General features: G+C 33.7%; 23 protein-coding genes. 20 read left to right on the forward strand and 3 right to left on the reverse strand.

Translation table 11 applies throughout. The annotated features are described in order from the left end of the window. Nucleotides 1-25 precede the first annotated feature (25 nt). Complete coding sequence (locus NST46_RS11805) at nt 26-229, reverse strand: hypothetical protein (protein ID WP_341137251.1); 204 nt, start codon at nt 227-229, stop codon at nt 26-28. A gap of 196 nt (nt 230-425) precedes the next feature. On the opposite strand from NST46_RS11805, the gene NST46_RS11810 reads away from it, so the two are divergent. Beyond that, nucleotides 426-878 carry a MarR family winged helix-turn-helix transcriptional regulator gene (locus NST46_RS11810; RefSeq protein WP_095312744.1) on the forward strand — a complete coding sequence of 151 codons (453 nt, stop codon included), beginning with the start codon at nt 426-428 and terminating at the stop codon, nt 876-878. Between the two features lie 22 nt (nt 879-900). Next, a complete protein-coding gene (locus NST46_RS11815) occupies nt 901-1419 on the forward strand; it encodes a GNAT family N-acetyltransferase (protein ID WP_303447699.1) in 519 nt (172 codons plus the stop codon). A 130-nt stretch (nt 1420-1549) separates the two neighbouring features. On the opposite strand, the gene pdxR is transcribed toward NST46_RS11815, so the two are convergent. After that, the gene (gene pdxR, locus NST46_RS11820) at nt 1550-3001 is read right to left on the reverse strand and encodes a MocR-like pyridoxine biosynthesis transcription factor PdxR (RefSeq protein ID WP_341137252.1); all 1452 of its coding nucleotides are present in this window, start codon (nt 2999-3001) and stop codon (nt 1550-1552) included. Nucleotides 3002-3129: 128 nt separating this feature from the next. Between pdxR and NST46_RS11825 the strand changes: the two genes are divergently transcribed. From NST46_RS11825 to NST46_RS11890, 14 genes are all read left to right on the forward strand, one after another. Continuing rightward, on the forward strand, nt 3130-3747 hold the full coding sequence (locus NST46_RS11825) for a LysE/ArgO family amino acid transporter (protein ID WP_341137333.1): 618 nt from the start codon (nt 3130-3132) through the stop codon (nt 3745-3747). Nucleotides 3748-3895: 148 nt separating this feature from the next. Then, the gene (locus tag NST46_RS11830) at nt 3896-4246 is read left to right on the forward strand and encodes a recombinase family protein (protein ID WP_341137253.1); all 351 of its coding nucleotides are present in this window, start codon (nt 3896-3898) and stop codon (nt 4244-4246) included. Nucleotides 4247-4469: 223 nt separating this feature from the next. After that, nucleotides 4470-4955: a GNAT family N-acetyltransferase gene (locus tag NST46_RS11835; protein WP_341137254.1), complete on the forward strand. Its 486-nt coding sequence runs from the start codon at nt 4470-4472 to the stop codon at nt 4953-4955. A 54-nt stretch (nt 4956-5009) separates the two neighbouring features. After that, complete coding sequence (locus tag NST46_RS11840) at nt 5010-5210, forward strand: hypothetical protein (RefSeq protein ID WP_341137255.1); 201 nt, start codon at nt 5010-5012, stop codon at nt 5208-5210. 117 nt (nt 5211-5327) lie between these two features. Further along, on the forward strand, nt 5328-6095 hold the full coding sequence (locus tag NST46_RS11845) for a hypothetical protein (protein ID WP_251659624.1): 768 nt from the start codon (nt 5328-5330) through the stop codon (nt 6093-6095). 24 nt (nt 6096-6119) lie between these two features. Further along, nucleotides 6120-6347, forward strand: coding sequence for a hypothetical protein (locus tag NST46_RS11850; RefSeq protein ID WP_095312754.1), 228 nt, complete (start codon nt 6120-6122; stop codon nt 6345-6347). A 61-nt stretch (nt 6348-6408) separates the two neighbouring features. Then, on the forward strand, nt 6409-6906 hold the full coding sequence (locus tag NST46_RS11855; RefSeq protein ID WP_251659626.1) for a GNAT family N-acetyltransferase: 498 nt from the start codon (nt 6409-6411) through the stop codon (nt 6904-6906). A gap of 40 nt (nt 6907-6946) precedes the next feature. Continuing rightward, a complete protein-coding gene (locus tag NST46_RS11860; protein ID WP_251659627.1) occupies nt 6947-7165 on the forward strand; it encodes a hypothetical protein in 219 nt (72 codons plus the stop codon). A 141-nt stretch (nt 7166-7306) separates the two neighbouring features. Continuing rightward, nucleotides 7307-7888: a DUF4256 domain-containing protein gene (locus NST46_RS11865; protein WP_251659628.1), complete on the forward strand. Its 582-nt coding sequence runs from the start codon at nt 7307-7309 to the stop codon at nt 7886-7888. Between the two features lie 281 nt (nt 7889-8169). Continuing rightward, nucleotides 8170-8745 (forward strand): LysE family translocator, encoded by a 576-nt coding sequence (locus NST46_RS11870; RefSeq protein WP_303447691.1) that lies wholly within the window; start codon nt 8170-8172, stop codon nt 8743-8745. A gap of 24 nt (nt 8746-8769) precedes the next feature. Next, complete coding sequence (locus NST46_RS11875) at nt 8770-9546, forward strand: AraC family transcriptional regulator (RefSeq protein WP_251659630.1); 777 nt, start codon at nt 8770-8772, stop codon at nt 9544-9546. Nucleotides 9547-9589: 43 nt separating this feature from the next. Beyond that, on the forward strand, nt 9590-10042 hold the full coding sequence (locus NST46_RS11880) for an MBL fold metallo-hydrolase (protein ID WP_251659631.1): 453 nt from the start codon (nt 9590-9592) through the stop codon (nt 10040-10042). 45 nt (nt 10043-10087) lie between these two features. Further along, nucleotides 10088-10552 (forward strand): hypothetical protein, encoded by a 465-nt coding sequence (locus tag NST46_RS11885; RefSeq protein ID WP_251659632.1) that lies wholly within the window; start codon nt 10088-10090, stop codon nt 10550-10552. Between the two features lie 66 nt (nt 10553-10618). Continuing rightward, nucleotides 10619-11005, forward strand: a complete 387-nt coding sequence (locus NST46_RS11890; protein ID WP_095312772.1) for an FAS1-like dehydratase domain-containing protein — start codon at nt 10619-10621, stop codon at nt 11003-11005. A gap of 214 nt (nt 11006-11219) precedes the next feature. Here the strand turns inward: NST46_RS11890 and NST46_RS11895 are convergent, their stop codons facing one another. After that, the gene (locus NST46_RS11895) at nt 11220-11675 is read right to left on the reverse strand and encodes a YfmQ family protein (RefSeq protein WP_095312774.1); all 456 of its coding nucleotides are present in this window, start codon (nt 11673-11675) and stop codon (nt 11220-11222) included. 174 nt (nt 11676-11849) lie between these two features. On the opposite strand from NST46_RS11895, the gene NST46_RS11900 reads away from it, so the two are divergent. The 4 genes from NST46_RS11900 to NST46_RS11915 all read left to right on the forward strand — a co-directional run bounded on the left by NST46_RS11900 (nt 11850) and on the right by NST46_RS11915 (nt 15699). Beyond that, nucleotides 11850-12614, forward strand: coding sequence for a class I SAM-dependent methyltransferase (locus NST46_RS11900; RefSeq protein ID WP_340003028.1), 765 nt, complete (start codon nt 11850-11852; stop codon nt 12612-12614). A 116-nt stretch (nt 12615-12730) separates the two neighbouring features. Beyond that, a complete protein-coding gene (locus NST46_RS11905; protein ID WP_303447688.1) occupies nt 12731-13429 on the forward strand; it encodes a Type 1 glutamine amidotransferase-like domain-containing protein in 699 nt (232 codons plus the stop codon). Nucleotides 13430-13668: 239 nt separating this feature from the next. Beyond that, nucleotides 13669-14016, forward strand: coding sequence for a DJ-1/PfpI family protein (locus NST46_RS11910; protein ID WP_341137256.1), 348 nt, complete (start codon nt 13669-13671; stop codon nt 14014-14016). A gap of 120 nt (nt 14017-14136) precedes the next feature. Continuing rightward, complete coding sequence (locus tag NST46_RS11915) at nt 14137-15699, forward strand: transposase (protein WP_341137257.1); 1563 nt, start codon at nt 14137-14139, stop codon at nt 15697-15699. Nucleotides 15700-15702: the final 3 nt, after the last annotated feature.

Raw genomic sequence — 15702 nt, forward strand, 5'->3', positions numbered from 1 at the left:
TTCTTTCCCCAACTCCTCTATTAATTTAGTCATTTTTTTTATCTATTATTCTACCTATCAACATAAATAGACGAATAAAAACTACAGTTAAGATACATTTAAAAAGTCTTTCTCCCCAATTAATCGGCTGATCTCTTAAATAGTCTATAAAACCTGCTACTCCCAATATAAATAAAACACCAAAAATAAAGAGTAAAATTTCTTTTAAAATGACATTTGCCTTTAACATGAAGTTCAACTCCAATTGTAATAAAAATTCTTCTTAGTCTGTTTAGTTTAAACTATCTTTTTCTAGAATTATAGGGTTGGATTACAATTTTTAAGATGCTATAATAGATATAATTTTGTTGTAAATACAACAATTATAAGATAAAATCAGTACATACAATTTATTGCATTTGCAACAAAATGAGAAGGAGCGTATTATGAAAGAAATTCTTAGAGAAATTGGAATGATAGCAAGAGCGTTAGATTCTATAAGCAATATTGAATTTAAAGAATATGAGCTAACAAAAGGACAATATTTGTATCTTGTACGAATATGTGAAAATCCAGGAATCATTCAAGAAAAGTTAGCCGAAATGATAAAAGTAGATCGAACATCGGCAGCTCGTGCTATAAAAAAACTTGAACTAAATGGCTTTATTCAAAAGGAAAAAGATAATCATAACAAAAAAATTAAAAGGCTTTTCCCAACCGAGAAAGGGATTAACATTTATCCTTTTATTAAAAGAGAAAATGAATATTCAAATAGCATTGCATTAGAGGGACTATCCGAAAGTGAAACAGATACCATGTTCAATTTACTTCAAAGAGTTAGAAAGAATATAGAAAAAGACTGGGAACTTGTAAAAAAGGGAAACAAGCGGAACTATTGATTTATGAAGGGAGACATAAAAAGTGACTATAAGTTTTACAAAATGCACCCCTGAAGAGTTACATACACTTCAAGAGATTAGTTATGAAACATTTAATGACACATTTAAACATCAAAATTCACCTGAAAATATGAAATCCTATTTGGATAGTGCATTTAGCATAAAACAATTAGAGAAAGAATTATCCAATACTGATTCAGAATTCTTTTTCGTTTATTATAATAATAAAATCGCTGGTTATTTAAAGGTCAATACCGATGAGGGACAATCTGAAGAGATGGGTGATGCATCTTTTGAAATTGAGCGAATTTATATAAAGAAAGAATTCCAAAAGCATGGTCTTGGTAAATATCTATTAAATAAAGCTACCGAGATTGCTATGGAACGCAATAAAAATAAAATCTGGCTAGGTGTATGGGAAAAAAATGAAAATGCCCTTGCTTTTTATAAGAGAATGGGGTTCGTTCAAACTGGAGCACACTCTTTTTATATGGGTGATGAGGAACAGGTAGACTTTATAATGGCAAAAAAGCTTCAATAAAGTTAATGACCATACTATAGAAATAATGAAAACCAAAAAAGGAGAGTGAGCCCCCTTATCTCCTTTTTTTATTAGTTTGATAATGCATTTCATAATTTATTCAACGTGATAATGATCCCCCTTAAATTCCTTAATCCCTATTTTCCTTAATGAGTTGTGAAAGTTTTATTAGCCCTTTTTCAAGTTGCTTAGGTGTCGCATACGAATAGGAGATTCGAATATGAGAAGAATCATTCCGATCATAGATATTGCCTGGATTTAGTAATATACCTTCCTTCAAAGCCTTCTTAAACAATTTATCCATAGGTCCTTTCACATTTAATTTGAGCCAAATATAAAAACCACCTTCTGGATTATTCCAGGTTGCAACCTCTGAAAAATATTTATCGAGAATATGAAGTGTTAAATCTCTGCGGACTTTCAACTCTTTTCTTATATGAATAATATGTTTATCATACAAGCCGCTTGCAAGCCATTCGGCAACAGCAAATTGCGATAATGAACTAGATCCATAATCGGTTTGCATTTTAATATCAGACAAGCGGTCTATTACTGGTTCTGGTCCGACAAGCCAGCCAATTCGTAAACCAGGACTCAATGTTTTGGACATGCTCCCCATGTATAAAACAAGTCCTTGTTTATCCTGCGCTTTTAGTGGCTTTGGTATAGGTTGCTCAAACCAAAGATCGCCATAAACATCATCTTCCAGAATCGGTAGCCTTTCTTTACTACAAACATCCAAAAGTTGTTTTCTTCTATTATTAGACATTAAAATGCCTGTAGGGTTGTGAAAAGAGGGAATGGTATAAAACAACGTACCATTATGTTGTCGTTTTAATCTTCCTAATAAATCTGTTTTAACACCCTCATTATCCATTGGAATTTCGAATAAATTCATTCCAGCAGATTGAAATACATTGACAGATGTTAAATAAGATGGTGTTTCATGAAAAATGGTAGAACCTTTATGTAATAGACCTAGAGAGACTAACTGTAACGCTTGTAGTCCACCAGAAACAATTAAAACAGATGGTGGAGTTACTTCAATACCTTTTGTTTTCAAATGGTTGCAAATCGTTTCTCGTAAATACAGAGTTCCTTTTGGTTCGGTATAGCCAAGCGAAAGAGCCTGTTCGGTATTATTTTGAAAGACGCTTTTCATCTTCTTAGATGGCAAAAGTTCGGGTGATAGTTCACCTGTTCCGAGACGGATAATATCAGATCTAATTTCTGTTTGATTAATATCTTGTATAATTGATTGATTTGGTTGATGTGTACCTGATTTCACATAAATTCTCCAATCAGGTGGTGAAGTAGAGGAAATGATACTCCACGTATTATTAATCACTACGGTGCCTCTACCCACTTTCGATTCAATTAACCCATCAGCAGTCAATTCGTCAAGGGCGGTAACAATGGTACTTCGGTTCACTTTAAACTCATGAGCTAATCTTCTTTGTGGGGGGATTTTTGTACCTAATGTCCACTCCCCATTCATAATTTTCTTTTTCATAAATTCGTATATTTGTTGATATAAAGGAATTTTTGAAGATTCGTTTGGTTTCCATTCAAGGTTATACATATCCATATGGCTCCTGTTTTTCTTTTATTATAACTGATTGGTTGGTGTTACTTCCAACCAATTGGTTGGAGACTTCACTTTATTCTTTCTTTAGAATGTTTTCATAGACAGAAGGAGGATAAGTAATGATTGAAGCGTTTATTCATGGAGCAGCATTAGCTTTAGGTTTAATTTTACCTCTTGGGGTACAAAATGTATTTATTTTTAATCAAGGAACTACACATGAAAGATTTCTAAGAACAATACCAGCCATTTTAACAGCGGCTATTTGTGATACGATTTTAATACTTTTAGCGGTGACGGGTGTATCGATAATTGTGTTTCGTTTTGAGTGGCTAACGAATCTGATATTTATAATTGGGTTTTTCTTTCTAGTTTATATGGGGTGGTCTATATTAAAAAGCGATATTGAAAAAGGAGAAAAACAAAACAAGCATGTATATTTTACTTCTAAGCGCCAGATTACATTTGCAGCCTCCGTTTCATTACTTAATCCTCACGCTATTATTGATATCATAGGAGTGATTGGACCCAGTTCATTGTCTTATAATGGATATGATTTGATGATTTTTACAATATCTTGTATTGGTGTTTCTTGGATTTGGTTCTTCGGATTGGCAACTGCAGGGAGACTTTTTGGAAAGGTTGATTCAACTGGCAAATTGGTGAAGCGATTCAATCAAGTATCAGCATTTATTATATGGGGGATGGCTGTTTATATTGGGATTAAAGTTATAGGTGGGTAGTAGCGATTACCATAATTAAAATCATCGATTCCGTATATTTATTAATCAAATTGGAAATTACTTATATCTAAATTGATTAATAAAGGATCGATGGTATACAATGTCTAGTCATAATTATAAAAAGGCGATATTGTACTCTCAAAGAATTATGGAAGAAAATTGTGATGTTGCTGAAATAGAGGATGATATTATAAAGCACTTGCATGAAAAAAATTTTGAAGTAGTTAAGAAATTTTCAGACCTTGGCTATCAAAACCGCATGCGTACTGGCTTAAATGAATTAATTAAATATCTTATGAATACGGATCAAACTATTGATTTAGTTGCATTTTATTCATTCGATTATCTAGGAAGAGATAAAGCGAGACTTAACTATGTAATGCCAAGAATAAAAAAGTATGTAACACGGGTAATGTTAATCGAAAACCAACCTAGTTTGTATCGTAATAGCAAACTGAAACTTCAGTTCAATCAAGATATATGGAAAAAGATTATATAGCCGATTGCCTTGCCAGATTAGGTGGTAAGGCGATTTTTGTGGTTTCAGGACAACAAAATGGATGTATTTGAAGTCTTAATTTGAGATTAATTTCCAAATAATTATGATAAAATAAGCGTAAGGTTTTTACAGGATTATTTTAAACAAAAACGACAGTAAATATAGAAGTGAGATTTTTAGAGTCATAGTATGTGTAATTAAATAGTCGGAGGAGTGAATAGATTTGTTTGAAACGGAGAGATGTAGTATGAATGTCTTTAAGAAAACAGATCATGCCGATGTGAAAAAACTATTTTTGAATGAGGATGTAAGAAAATACCTCGGTGGAATACGGGATGAAGTATCAATTTCAGGGGCGTTAAATAGTATGCTGAATCCTCCTGACAATGCTTTTTACTGGGTGGTTAGAGAAAAACAAAAAGATAAATTTATTGGCTTAGTTTCTTTAGGTTTGCATCATGATGGTATACTTCATGAAATTTCATATCAACTATTGCCAAATTGGTGGGGGAAGGGATATGGGAAAGAAGCAGTACAATTGATTATTCGTTTCGCACTAAATGATTTAAAACTAAAAAAGATAGTTGCTGAAACACAATCAGCTAATAAAAGTTCTTGCAAGCTCTTAGAAAAATTAGGAATGCAATTAGAATACAAGGTTATCAGGTTTGGTGCTGAACAAGCAGTTTACTCGATAAAATCATCTTAGAAATTTGTCTCTAAACAACAATATAGAATTATCATGAATCCTTAGGAGGTCATCATGAAGTTTTATATTTTTAATAAAGATAGTGGTAAAAAGGTTCCAAAATCTAATTTAGATTTTATTATGTCTCGTATTATTCAAACAGATAAGATAACTAACATTGGATGTATGCACTTAGATAGAAAAGGTATTTATTGTGGGCTATCATCAAGCGGTAGTGCTTCAACTACTTTTAAATGGAGAGGGTTATGTCCTTAATGAAGTAGATGAGTATTTTAAGTCTTTAAAGAAATAGAATATCTTTATAGTTTATAGGCTTAGCTTCATTAGATTCACATCATGAAGGTGTTTTTTTGCAGAGGAGGTGTTCTAATATTGCTTAAACAAAACCTAATAAAAGCATTTCTATACCTGACTACAAAGCTAGCAGGTGCTGGATTTTTATATCTCGTAATGTCTGGTTATCTATTAATTTCAACTGGTTTTGATTTGTATGAGTTTGTTGAAGAAATATCTCATGGATTTCTATGGTTCGTTGTTTACGTGTACGGCATTTTGTGTTCCATAATTATTGATTTACTTACATATAAGATTTCCAAGAAACACTTTTCTGTAAAAATCTTGCTCTATGTCGTTGCAGGTTATGCTTTTTTCATCGTACGTGAGATAAATGTCATAATGCTCATTGCTGGAACAGTCGGAGCGTTGTGCTCAATCATATTTTATGTTGGGGCTTATAATTCTTTCCGTTTTCAATCGTTTAAATATGCAGTGATCATAGCGCCTTTATTTGTTACCATGCTAATGAATTTTGACTTTACGGAAAAGGAACAGTGGGTTGAGGTAAGAAGTGATCATACATATATAGCAACATTTGAATATTTTAATGGAAAACATGAAATACCATTTCATGTAAAGGAAGGTCAAGCCATTACCGTTTTTCATGATTTTAAAAATACAAATGGGGGTGGACATGGATTTCATTTCCTGAGTGGGAAAAATAATGTAATCGGAATGACAGAAGTTAGTGAGAAGAAGGTGAAATTAGAGGTTCAGGATTCTGGTGTTTACAGTATGGTTGTAACGGGGGATGATGTCAAAGGAAGCTTTCTCGTAACTTGGGAAATAGATGAAGATGGTTAATAATAAATAGACGTAGCGATAGTAGTGGATGAAATAAACCAGAAAAAGGGCTGCTATAATGAAAATAACATTTCGTTTGAGGTCCATTACTTTTTAGTGAGAATTGTTGGCGGGAAAAGAAAAATCCAAGATCCAGATAATTTAATTTATGATATTGCTTGGAAAAACATAGACGATTTAAAGAAAATCGATTTATCTTTTCCTGAGGATAGAGGTTTCCTGATAAGCTATATGAAAAACGACCCATATTAAGCCAGAAAAGTTACTAACAGAGCAACTATTGTACCTAGTTAGGAAAGAGGTTAAAGGCAAGATGATATCATTAAGAAATGTGCGAACGACAGATTTAGAGCAGCTGTTACAGATTGAGAATGAAGGCTTTTCAAAAGAAGAGGCTGCTACAAAAAAAGCATTTATCGAGAGGATTCAACTGATACCCGATACGTTTATTGTGGCGGAAAAAGAAGGAGAGCTACTTGGTTATATTAATGGTCCGATTATTCACCAACCGTATATAACCGATGACCTTTTTGAGCAAATTAAGGAAAATCAGACAAAAGGCGGATATCAGAGTATCTTAGGATTAGCGGTGTCCAAACATGCAAGGAATCAAGGAATAGCAAAGATATTAATGGAGAAAATGGAAGAGGTTGTAAAAGAAAATGATAGGGAGGGAATCACATTAACCTGTAAACAGGAATTAGTTTCTTTTTATGAAAAACTTGGATTTGCTAACCATGGTGTTTCGGAATCAAAGCATGGTGGAGTGCGTTGGTATAACTTGGTCAAATTAAAAGAAAATATGAATTAAATCTTTTCTGAGTGTATTAAGAGACTTAGGAGGGCTTAAATTGAAAGATACAACAGATACGTTAAATGCGGTGGAGAATCTAACAGAGGAAGATGCCAAAGCATTTTTGAAATTAATATATGCTAATATAGATATTTTCAAAAATGGAAATGGAAACTATACAATTGAAAAACTAATAGAAGAAATCTCGTCTTTTTACAGTCAAAAGATAATAAGGACAGTTGAATTAAGAAATGCTATAAAAGAGGAATCCAGATAGGACAAGTTAGGGTTTCTAATGAAAATAATTAGAGGTCCTAATTTATAAAAAGTTTGATACAATGATGCTAAATGATGAATTACATTAATTAATGTACAAGAATAGATTTGTAAACTGAATCTATCTATTAGGAGGAAACATATGACACAGAAAAATACAAACAGCGTTAACAAGGACATAGCTTCAGAAGAGCGTGAAGAACTACTCAACGTATTGAAAGCTCGTTTTGAGAAAAACATGCATCGCCATCAAGGGATTGAATGGGAGGATGTCCAAGCAAAGCTGGATGCCAATCCCCAAAAGCTTTGGTCTCTAAATGAAATGGAAAAAAGCAGTGGTGAACCAGATGTTGTTGGTTATGTTAAAGAGACGGATGAGTATATTTTTTATGATTGTTCAGCGGAAAGTCCAAAAGGTCGCAGGAGTGTTTGCTATGACCGTGAGGCACTGGAGGCTAGGAAAAAGCACAAACCAGAAAATAGTGCTATGGATATGGCAACAGTCATGGGAATTGAACTTTTAACAGAAGAACAATATCGCGAGCTGCAGAAACTTGAAGATGTCGATAAGAAAACATCGAGTTGGGTGCAAACCCCTGCTAACATTAGAAAACTTGGCGGAGCTCTATTTTGTGATCGCCGTTACGACACTGTCTTTGTTTATCATAATGGTGCAGATTCTTACTATGGTGCAAGGGGATTCCGTGGCTCACTGAGGGTCTAGGTTTTACAGGTAGCAAAAGTCAATTTTGTATGTCGAAAATGGATTTTCGATAATGAAAAACGAACTTGCAGAGCAGAATGCCAGAAAGGAGAAACATGTTCTTATTTAAAAGGAACGTGTTTCTCCTTTCTTTATCAGAAAATCCTCGTCTACATTTTAATGCAAGTGTATCAGAAGAGTTTCCACTTTGTAACATAGTCCTGCAATAATATACTATATCCAATAAAACCTTTAGATGTATATTTATATGAAAACTACACACTTGAAAAGGAGTTTTCATCATGGATATTACATCTTTTATTATATACTGCTTTATTGTGACGGTGACCCCAGGGCCTACGAATATCGTCATCTTATCCACCGTACATAATTACGGATCCAAAAAAGCAATGGAGTATACGTATGGAGCAACGATTGCTTTTGGATTGTTACTAGGAATTTCAGCTATGTTGAATACGGTATTGATAACGGTCATACCAAAAATTTTAATTGGTATGCAGATTATCGGAACTGTTTATATGTTATATCTTTCTTACCAAATTTATAAAATGGATACATCCGAAACAAAGGACAATAAAACAGGAACCTTTACTACTGGTTTTCTGATGCAATTTTTAAATCCAAAAGTAGTACTATTTACAATGACTGTCATTCCCAGCTTTATTTTGCCATATTATAACGACATGCCAGCGGTAACGATAAGTGTTATAGTTATAACGATCATAGGTTTATTAGCATTTATTATATGGGTTCTTTTCGGTGCAATCTTCAAGAAGTTTCTACAAAAGCATAATAAGGTTGTTCATGTAATCATGGCATTAAGTCTAGTTTATGCTACAGTCATGATCTGGATATAGGACAGCGTACAAGAGGTGAGTCAAGTGGATAAATTTATATATAAAAAAGCAGCAGGAATCATGGCGTTGTCAGCTAGTTTCACAGAGTTTAAGTATAAAAAGCACGCTCATCAAGAATATGCAATCGGTGTTACATTGCGTGGCATCCAACAATATCATTTAGATGGCAGCTTACAGTTATCATATCCGAATGGTGTTATGCTTTTTAATCCCGAACAAGTACATGACGGAATGGCACATGATGAGAATGGTCTTGATTATGTCATGTTATATATTAATCCACAATTGCTCTTAGAGGTAACTGGAAAAAAAGAGATCGTATTGTTCCGGACTCCCATTGTGTATGATTTTAAACTTGAACAAAGCGTCTTAAATCTAGCCAATGCAATATCCAGCGGAAAAGATGAGGCGTTGTGCAGTGAATTATTCTACTCCCTCACAGATAGTCTAATACAAACAGATCTCTCGGCAGATTTTAAGAAAGATCATAAATTAATAAAAAAGGCGAAAGAGATACTTCATTCGGACTTGGGAAAAGTCCTTAAATTGGAAGCGATTAGTAGTGAGTTAAATCTATCAAAATTTCAGTTTATCAGGTTGTTCAAATCTCATACTGGAATTACGCCATACCAATACTTTCTGAATTACAAGATTGAACGTGCTAAGCAGTTAATAGATGAAAAACGAGATATTTATGCGGCAGTAGCTGAATGTGGTTTTGTAGATCTAACGCATTTAAACAAGCACTTTAAAAGTGTATATGGAATAACAGCATTTGAGTATATGTCTTATTTAAAATGAGGAGAATCTTTATACATCACCTAAATTTCAGGAGGATGAATTTATGAAACATCCTAAAATTATTTTCTATGAGCGAAAATTCCCAAGTGCAAATATGATTCTTATCAAGGATCAATTTCCAATCCTTGTTGATACAGGATTTGGAAGTGAGGCAAAAGAAACAGAGCAAATCATTAAAGATGCAGGCATTTCCCCAGAAGGATTACATTTGATTGTGAACACGCATTATCATAGTGATCATGTAGGAGGAAATTCTCACCTCCAAAGAAAATTTGGAGTGAAAATTGCTGCCCATAAATGGGAAGCAATTTTAATTAATACTCGTGATACAGAGGCTTGCAGTGCTGGATGGTTAGAGCAGCCTGTAGAACCTTACGAAGTTGATTTGCAGCTTTCTGATAACGATGAAATTCGTACAGGAAACAGAAGTTTTAAAGTCTTGCATACACCAGGACACACGCTGGGACATATTTCTTTATATGAACCTGAAGAATAGGTATTCATTTGTGGGGATCTTTTTCACAGTAATGATGTCGGCTGGTTGAACATCTTTAGGGAGGGTGTTTCATCCATTCAGCGCTCTTTAGAAAGTGTAGAGCGGGTGGCCAAGCTTAATATTAGGCAGGCATATTCCGGGCATGGGCCACAAATAAAGGACCCTATTCATTCGATTAATACAGCAAGGAGACGACTTGAAAAGTGGCTCAAAGATCCAGAGAAAGTTTCTTGGCATGCTTGTAAAAGGATCTTTGCATTTACATTAATGATGGAAAATGGATTGCAAAAAGGTGAGGTTGATAATTACTTATTAAATTGTGGTTGGTTTCAAGATTTTGCTCGCTACAGTTTCAAGCTTCAAGCAGAAGAATTTATCCCAGTTCTGATAGATGAAATGATTCGATCCGGAGCAGCAAGCTGGCATAACAATTATTTAATTGCTACAGCTCCCTATACGGCTCCGCAAAAGAAATGGATCGATAAGAATAGCAAGCCGAAAGATTGGTGAGCTAAGGTTTTTATTTAAAATATTTTTCAGATTTTTCTGTTAAATAATCACTTAGGAGGAATTTTATTGAATTTAAAAATTGGAGATATTATTCAATTTGAACGGACATTTACAAAGGAAGAGGTTGAACTATTTACAAAAATATCGATGGACGAAGGGAAACACCATACGAATCCCGATGAGTTAGGAAGACTTGTCGTTCAAGGACTGCTAACTGCTACATTACCAACAAAAATTGGTGGAGATTACAACGTACTGGCTCGCACCATGAATTTTGAATTTTTCAGACCTGTTTTTACAGGAGATACAATAAGTTGTGCGGTAACGATTGAAAAGCTAGAAAAGAAAGATACGAAGAGAATGTCGATTATGGCAACTTTCAAATGTATGAATCAAAATGAGAAACAAGTATTAGGTGGGAATTTTGCAGGAGTTATTTTAACGAGGGATTAGTTCAAACATCAACCAAAATATTATATTAGTTCAATTACACTTCCTATTTCGTGTTCATATCCAATAAAATCCCGGGCTTTTGTTAAGAGCCCGGGAATTTTTATGATAATAAATATTTTGAAAATATGATAAACTGGATTTGGTTTATAAAGATTTGCAATTACGTCCTTAATAGAAAATTTAATAAGACAAGGTGAGATCAAAGAAATAAAATTTAAGCTGTTTCAATTCTATTGTATGAAGTAGTAAATCTTTGTAAATAATCAGATCTAAGATTATAGGAAGCAACTTTCTTCTTCCGTTGTTTAACTACTAAAATATGGTCATCGTTACCGTCACAATAAACAAAGAAATTCATTTCTTTGTTTCTGCCTTTTATGTTGATGACAAATGGAATAACATCTGTTTCTGGATTTAGAAACAGTTTCTCATTTCCTTGGAATATCGGATTACGATTTAAGAACAGAGCTTCATTAAAATAGTCAGTAAATCTATCTTTTTCTTCAATATGTAAGTCTTTTCCGTTAATTGATACAGTAATATCTTTTGAATCAAGTTTTGGGTGAAGTTCGAATTTACTTAAAAACCATCCAACAAGTGCACTTGGGGGACATGTTAAAAATTTTAAAATTGCACCAATCACGATAACGAGAATAGTCGTCCATATCAATTCATATCAACTCCTTGAAATAATATATGGTTAATTGATCGGCCTATAGGATCACTTTAGATAATAGATTAAGATTATCACAAAAAATGTATTTTAAGTTTGACAAACTTTCAACATTTAAGTTGAAAGTAAATAGTAAAGTCTAAAAATGCTAAAAGTAAAGGAGAAAAGTATATGCTGGGTTACTATAATAAAATTTCTTCAGAAGTTTACGATATAGACAAATATATAGGTCTTTCATTTGGAGATGTAGAATTTTATAGCGATAGATTAGCTGCTTGTAAGGGCAGCATACTTGAACCAGGTGTAGGGACTGGTAGAATTCTTATTCCACTTTTAGAAAAGGGGTTGTATGTTGATGGCTTTGATGTTTCTGAAGAAATGCTAAAAATATGTCGTACTAACTGTGAAAAAAGAGGGGTAATCCCTAAAAAACTATTTAAAGGGGAAATGGAGTCAGTTTCATTAGATGCACAGTATGAAGCCATTATTGTGCCAACTGGAACATTTCTGCTATTGCATAGAAGAGAAGATTCAATACAAGCATTAAAAAATTTTTATAATCATCTTTCTAATGGAGGCAGGCTAATCTTAGATATCTTTTTGCAAACTGATTTGGAGATTGACAAAGTCTCAACAAGAACTTGGGAATCTAAAAATGGTTATATTATCACATTAGAACATAAAGTAGTTGAAGTTGATTATATAAACCAATATTCAATATCGCATCATCGGTACGAAAAATGGAGTAATGGTGAACTTCTACAAACAGAACTAGAACGATTTCCAGTTCGTTGGTATGGAATTGAAGAATTTAAACTACTTCTGGAACAAATTGGGTTCGAAGATATAATAATATCAGCTGATTATAAGTATGGGCAACATCCAACTAAATCAAGTCAAATAATTACATTTGAAGCTGTTGCTAATAAGGCGTAACAATTTTTATTAATTAGTGTTCTTACGAAAGAGTTGTCGTTTCTAAAACTTCATTACTATTGTGCCAAAAGGTGAGCTGAATCAAATAAGCCTAAAGAATGGAGGGAATTAAACAGATGAGACAAGTGATCGCTCTTGGTGGCGGTGGGTTCTCAATGGAGCCAGAAAATCCATTGTTAGATTTATATGTGCTTCAGCAATCAGGCAAGATAAATCCAAAGATTTGCTTCATTCCTACTGCAAGTGGAGACTCGGATAACTATATATCAAGGTATTATAACTTCTTTAATAAACAAATATGTATACCATCACACCTTTCATTGTTTAAACCGCAAACAAGAGACCTGGAAAGCTTTATATTAGAGAACGATATAATTTATGTTGGTGGCGGTAACACCAAAAATTTACTGATTTTATGGAAAGAGTGGGGATTAGATACGATATTAAGAAGGGCTTGGGAACAAGGTGTTGTATTAGCTGGAATTAGTGCTGGTTCAATTTGTTGGTTTGAAGAAGGGGTTACGGATTCATTTGGGGATGGTCTTGAGCCATTAACTTGTCTAGGTTTCCTAAAGGGCAGCAATTGCCCGCATTATGATGGAGAATTAAATAGAAGACCTGCTTATCAAAATCTTGTAGCTAAAAGTAAAATAAAACCTGGTATTGCTACTGATGATGGGGTTGCACTTCATTATATTGACCAAAAATTAAGTGAAATCGTTAGTTCAAGACCCAATGCCAAAGCTTATAAGGTTTACTTTGATGAAGAAATAAAAGAAGTAGAATTGAAGACAAAATTTCTAGGTGTTCATTGATGAATAGGCTGGAGAAGGAGAAGATGCAAAAGTACATAAACAGAACGAATATAATTATATTTTTATTGGGAATTATAACGTATTTTTATAATTTCTATGATCGTAAAACTAATATGGTAATATCTTTGAAACGTAAAAGTTAATATGTTGGTTTCAGAGAAAACATTTCAAGGTTTATTCTGCAGAAGCGGGAAGGCAAAATGTATTTTCGTAGCGAAGCTAAAAAAATGGAGGAAGATATGAAAATAATTATCTATTTATATAATGGAATAACAATGCTTGATGCCATTGGCCCGTATGAAGTTTTAAGGAACATGCCGGATGCAGAAGTATACTTTGTTGCTGAAAAAACAGGTGAAATAAAGGCTGATTCTGGGTTTATCGATCTGAATGTGAAATATAGCATCGATGATATGAAAAGTGCAGATGTTTTAATAATACCGGGTTCAACGATAGCGTTTGTTAAGGAAATGAAAAACGAGAAAGTATTGAGATGGATCAAGGAAGTAGATAAAACGACAAAATGGACGACATCTGTATGTACGGGTTCTATGATACTGGCTTCAGCAGGTTTACAAATTTTTTAACCGACCACTCCTTTAGGTATGGTCGGTTAAAAAATTGATTAAGCATCTATATCTCTTGTTTTTATAATCTAAAAATTATATAATAGAAGAAACATATGTTCGTTAATGGGGTATTCATGTATGGCTAAAACCACTTCGCCAAGCTTTGTCTTTTCGCTCGAATTAGAAAAAAATCCGATAGTGTTTTCGGTGATCGAGAAAGAATTAGAGATTGCTAGAGTAATCTACAATACTGTGTTAGGAAAATATTTAAAATTAGAAGAACAAATGAAACGCGAAAAACGCTATAAAAAACTCGTTCTGCAAAACAGAGGCGTATCTAAAAAATTAGCAAAAGATCCTAGCAATAAAATTTTAATAGCGGAGAAGAAATGTATTCAAGCTGCTTTCGAAGAATTAAGATTGAAATACGCCTTAACAGAATATGCTTCGCATGAGTGGATTAAGCCCATACGTGAACACTTCGGTAATAAAGTAAATTCCGCAATTACGCAAAAAACAGCAGCAAGAGCTTGGAACACATTTAAGAAAAAACTATTTGGCGAATCCAAAAAGGTAAAGTTTATCTCTAAAGGTGATATGGACAGTTTTGAAGGTAAGTCAAATGATACCGGTTGGAGATTCGTTGATGGTTTTATTGTATATAAAGACTTAAACACATCTTTGGTATTCAAAGAGAAAGATGCCTATGCTTCAGAAATAATGACTAAGCTATACGATAAAACGCCATTTTCTTATAAAACGAAAGATAGTGTTAAGAGTGACTACTATCGCGTAAAATATGTACGTATTGTAAGAAAAGAGATTCGAGGCAAGGTTAGATATTTTGCAGACCTTGTCATTGCTGGTTACCCTCCTTCTAAGGATAGAAATATCGGCAAAGGAAACGTCGGGATCGATATCGGAACGTCTACTGTTGCTGTTTCTTCAGAAACGAAAGTATTATTGAGTAACTTAGCAGAACAAGTAAAAGAAATCGCTCGCGAAATTAGACTCATTCAACGAAAGATAGACCGTTCTAGAAGAATGATGAATTCCAGCAACTTCAATGATAATGGCACCATAAAAAAGGGAAAGAAAACCTGGGTATTCTCAAATCGATACCGGAAACTTCGTTCTCGTTTAAGAGAACTGCATCGTAAACAAGCAGATATTCGAAAAACATCACATCGAACATTGGCTAATAGCCTACTTTCTCTTGGCGATACATTCTATACTGAAACGATGAATTTCAAAGGGTTGCAGAAACGAAAAAGAGAAACAGAAGTTTCCGATAAGACTGGTAAATACAAACGTAAGAAGCGCTTCGGAAAAACCTTAGGTAATCGAGCACCTGCATTGTTTCTAAAGATTTTAGAAGAAAAAGTAAATCGGTTTGGAGGCATATTTAAGAGAATAAATACCCGCACTTTTAAAGCAAGTCAGTATTGCCACGTAAGGAAGGATTATTTTAGAAAGCACTTGTCTGAACGCTGGCACCGGATCGACGAAAAAACTAAAATACAGCGAGATATCTATTCAGCGTTTTTATTGATGAACGCAAATAAATCTGGGAAGAAAACCAATCAAAATAGTTGCGAAGAAACGTTTCCAACCTTTCAAAAACTACACGACCAAGAAATAGCATATATCTTGAAGCAAAAAAAGATGATCCTTAATTCAGGAATCACCTTAAAGAATTAATGC

It is taken from the genome of Oceanobacillus sp. FSL W7-1309, assembly GCF_038002145.1.
GTDB lineage: Bacteria > Bacillota > Bacilli > Bacillales > Amphibacillaceae > Oceanobacillus > Oceanobacillus profundus.

Bases quoted from the DNA above. Each gene is read 5' to 3' on its own strand.
- NST46_RS11805 (WP_341137251.1), bottom strand. From the start codon at position 229: ATGTTAAAGGCAAATGTCATTTTAAAAGAAATTTTACTCTTTATTTTT.
- NST46_RS11810 (WP_095312744.1), top strand. From the start codon at position 426: ATGAAAGAAATTCTTAGAGAAATTGGAATGATAGCAAGAGCGTTAGAT.
- pdxR (WP_341137252.1), bottom strand. From the start codon at position 3,001: ATGTATAACCTTGAATGGAAACCAAACGAATCTTCAAAAATTCCTTTA.
- NST46_RS11830 (WP_341137253.1), top strand. From the start codon at position 3,896: ATGGAAGAAAATTGTGATGTTGCTGAAATAGAGGATGATATTATAAAG.
- NST46_RS11840 (WP_341137255.1), top strand. From the start codon at position 5,010: ATGAAGTTTTATATTTTTAATAAAGATAGTGGTAAAAAGGTTCCAAAA.
- NST46_RS11855 (WP_251659626.1), top strand. From the start codon at position 6,409: ATGATATCATTAAGAAATGTGCGAACGACAGATTTAGAGCAGCTGTTA.
- NST46_RS11865 (WP_251659628.1), top strand. From the start codon at position 7,307: ATGACACAGAAAAATACAAACAGCGTTAACAAGGACATAGCTTCAGAA.
- NST46_RS11870 (WP_303447691.1), top strand. From the start codon at position 8,170: ATGGATATTACATCTTTTATTATATACTGCTTTATTGTGACGGTGACC.
- NST46_RS11880 (WP_251659631.1), top strand. From the start codon at position 9,590: ATGAAACATCCTAAAATTATTTTCTATGAGCGAAAATTCCCAAGTGCA.
- NST46_RS11900 (WP_340003028.1), top strand. From the start codon at position 11,850: ATGCTGGGTTACTATAATAAAATTTCTTCAGAAGTTTACGATATAGAC.
- NST46_RS11905 (WP_303447688.1), top strand. From the start codon at position 12,731: ATGAGACAAGTGATCGCTCTTGGTGGCGGTGGGTTCTCAATGGAGCCA.
- NST46_RS11910 (WP_341137256.1), top strand. From the start codon at position 13,669: ATGAAAATAATTATCTATTTATATAATGGAATAACAATGCTTGATGCC.
- NST46_RS11915 (WP_341137257.1), top strand. From the start codon at position 14,137: ATGGCTAAAACCACTTCGCCAAGCTTTGTCTTTTCGCTCGAATTAGAA.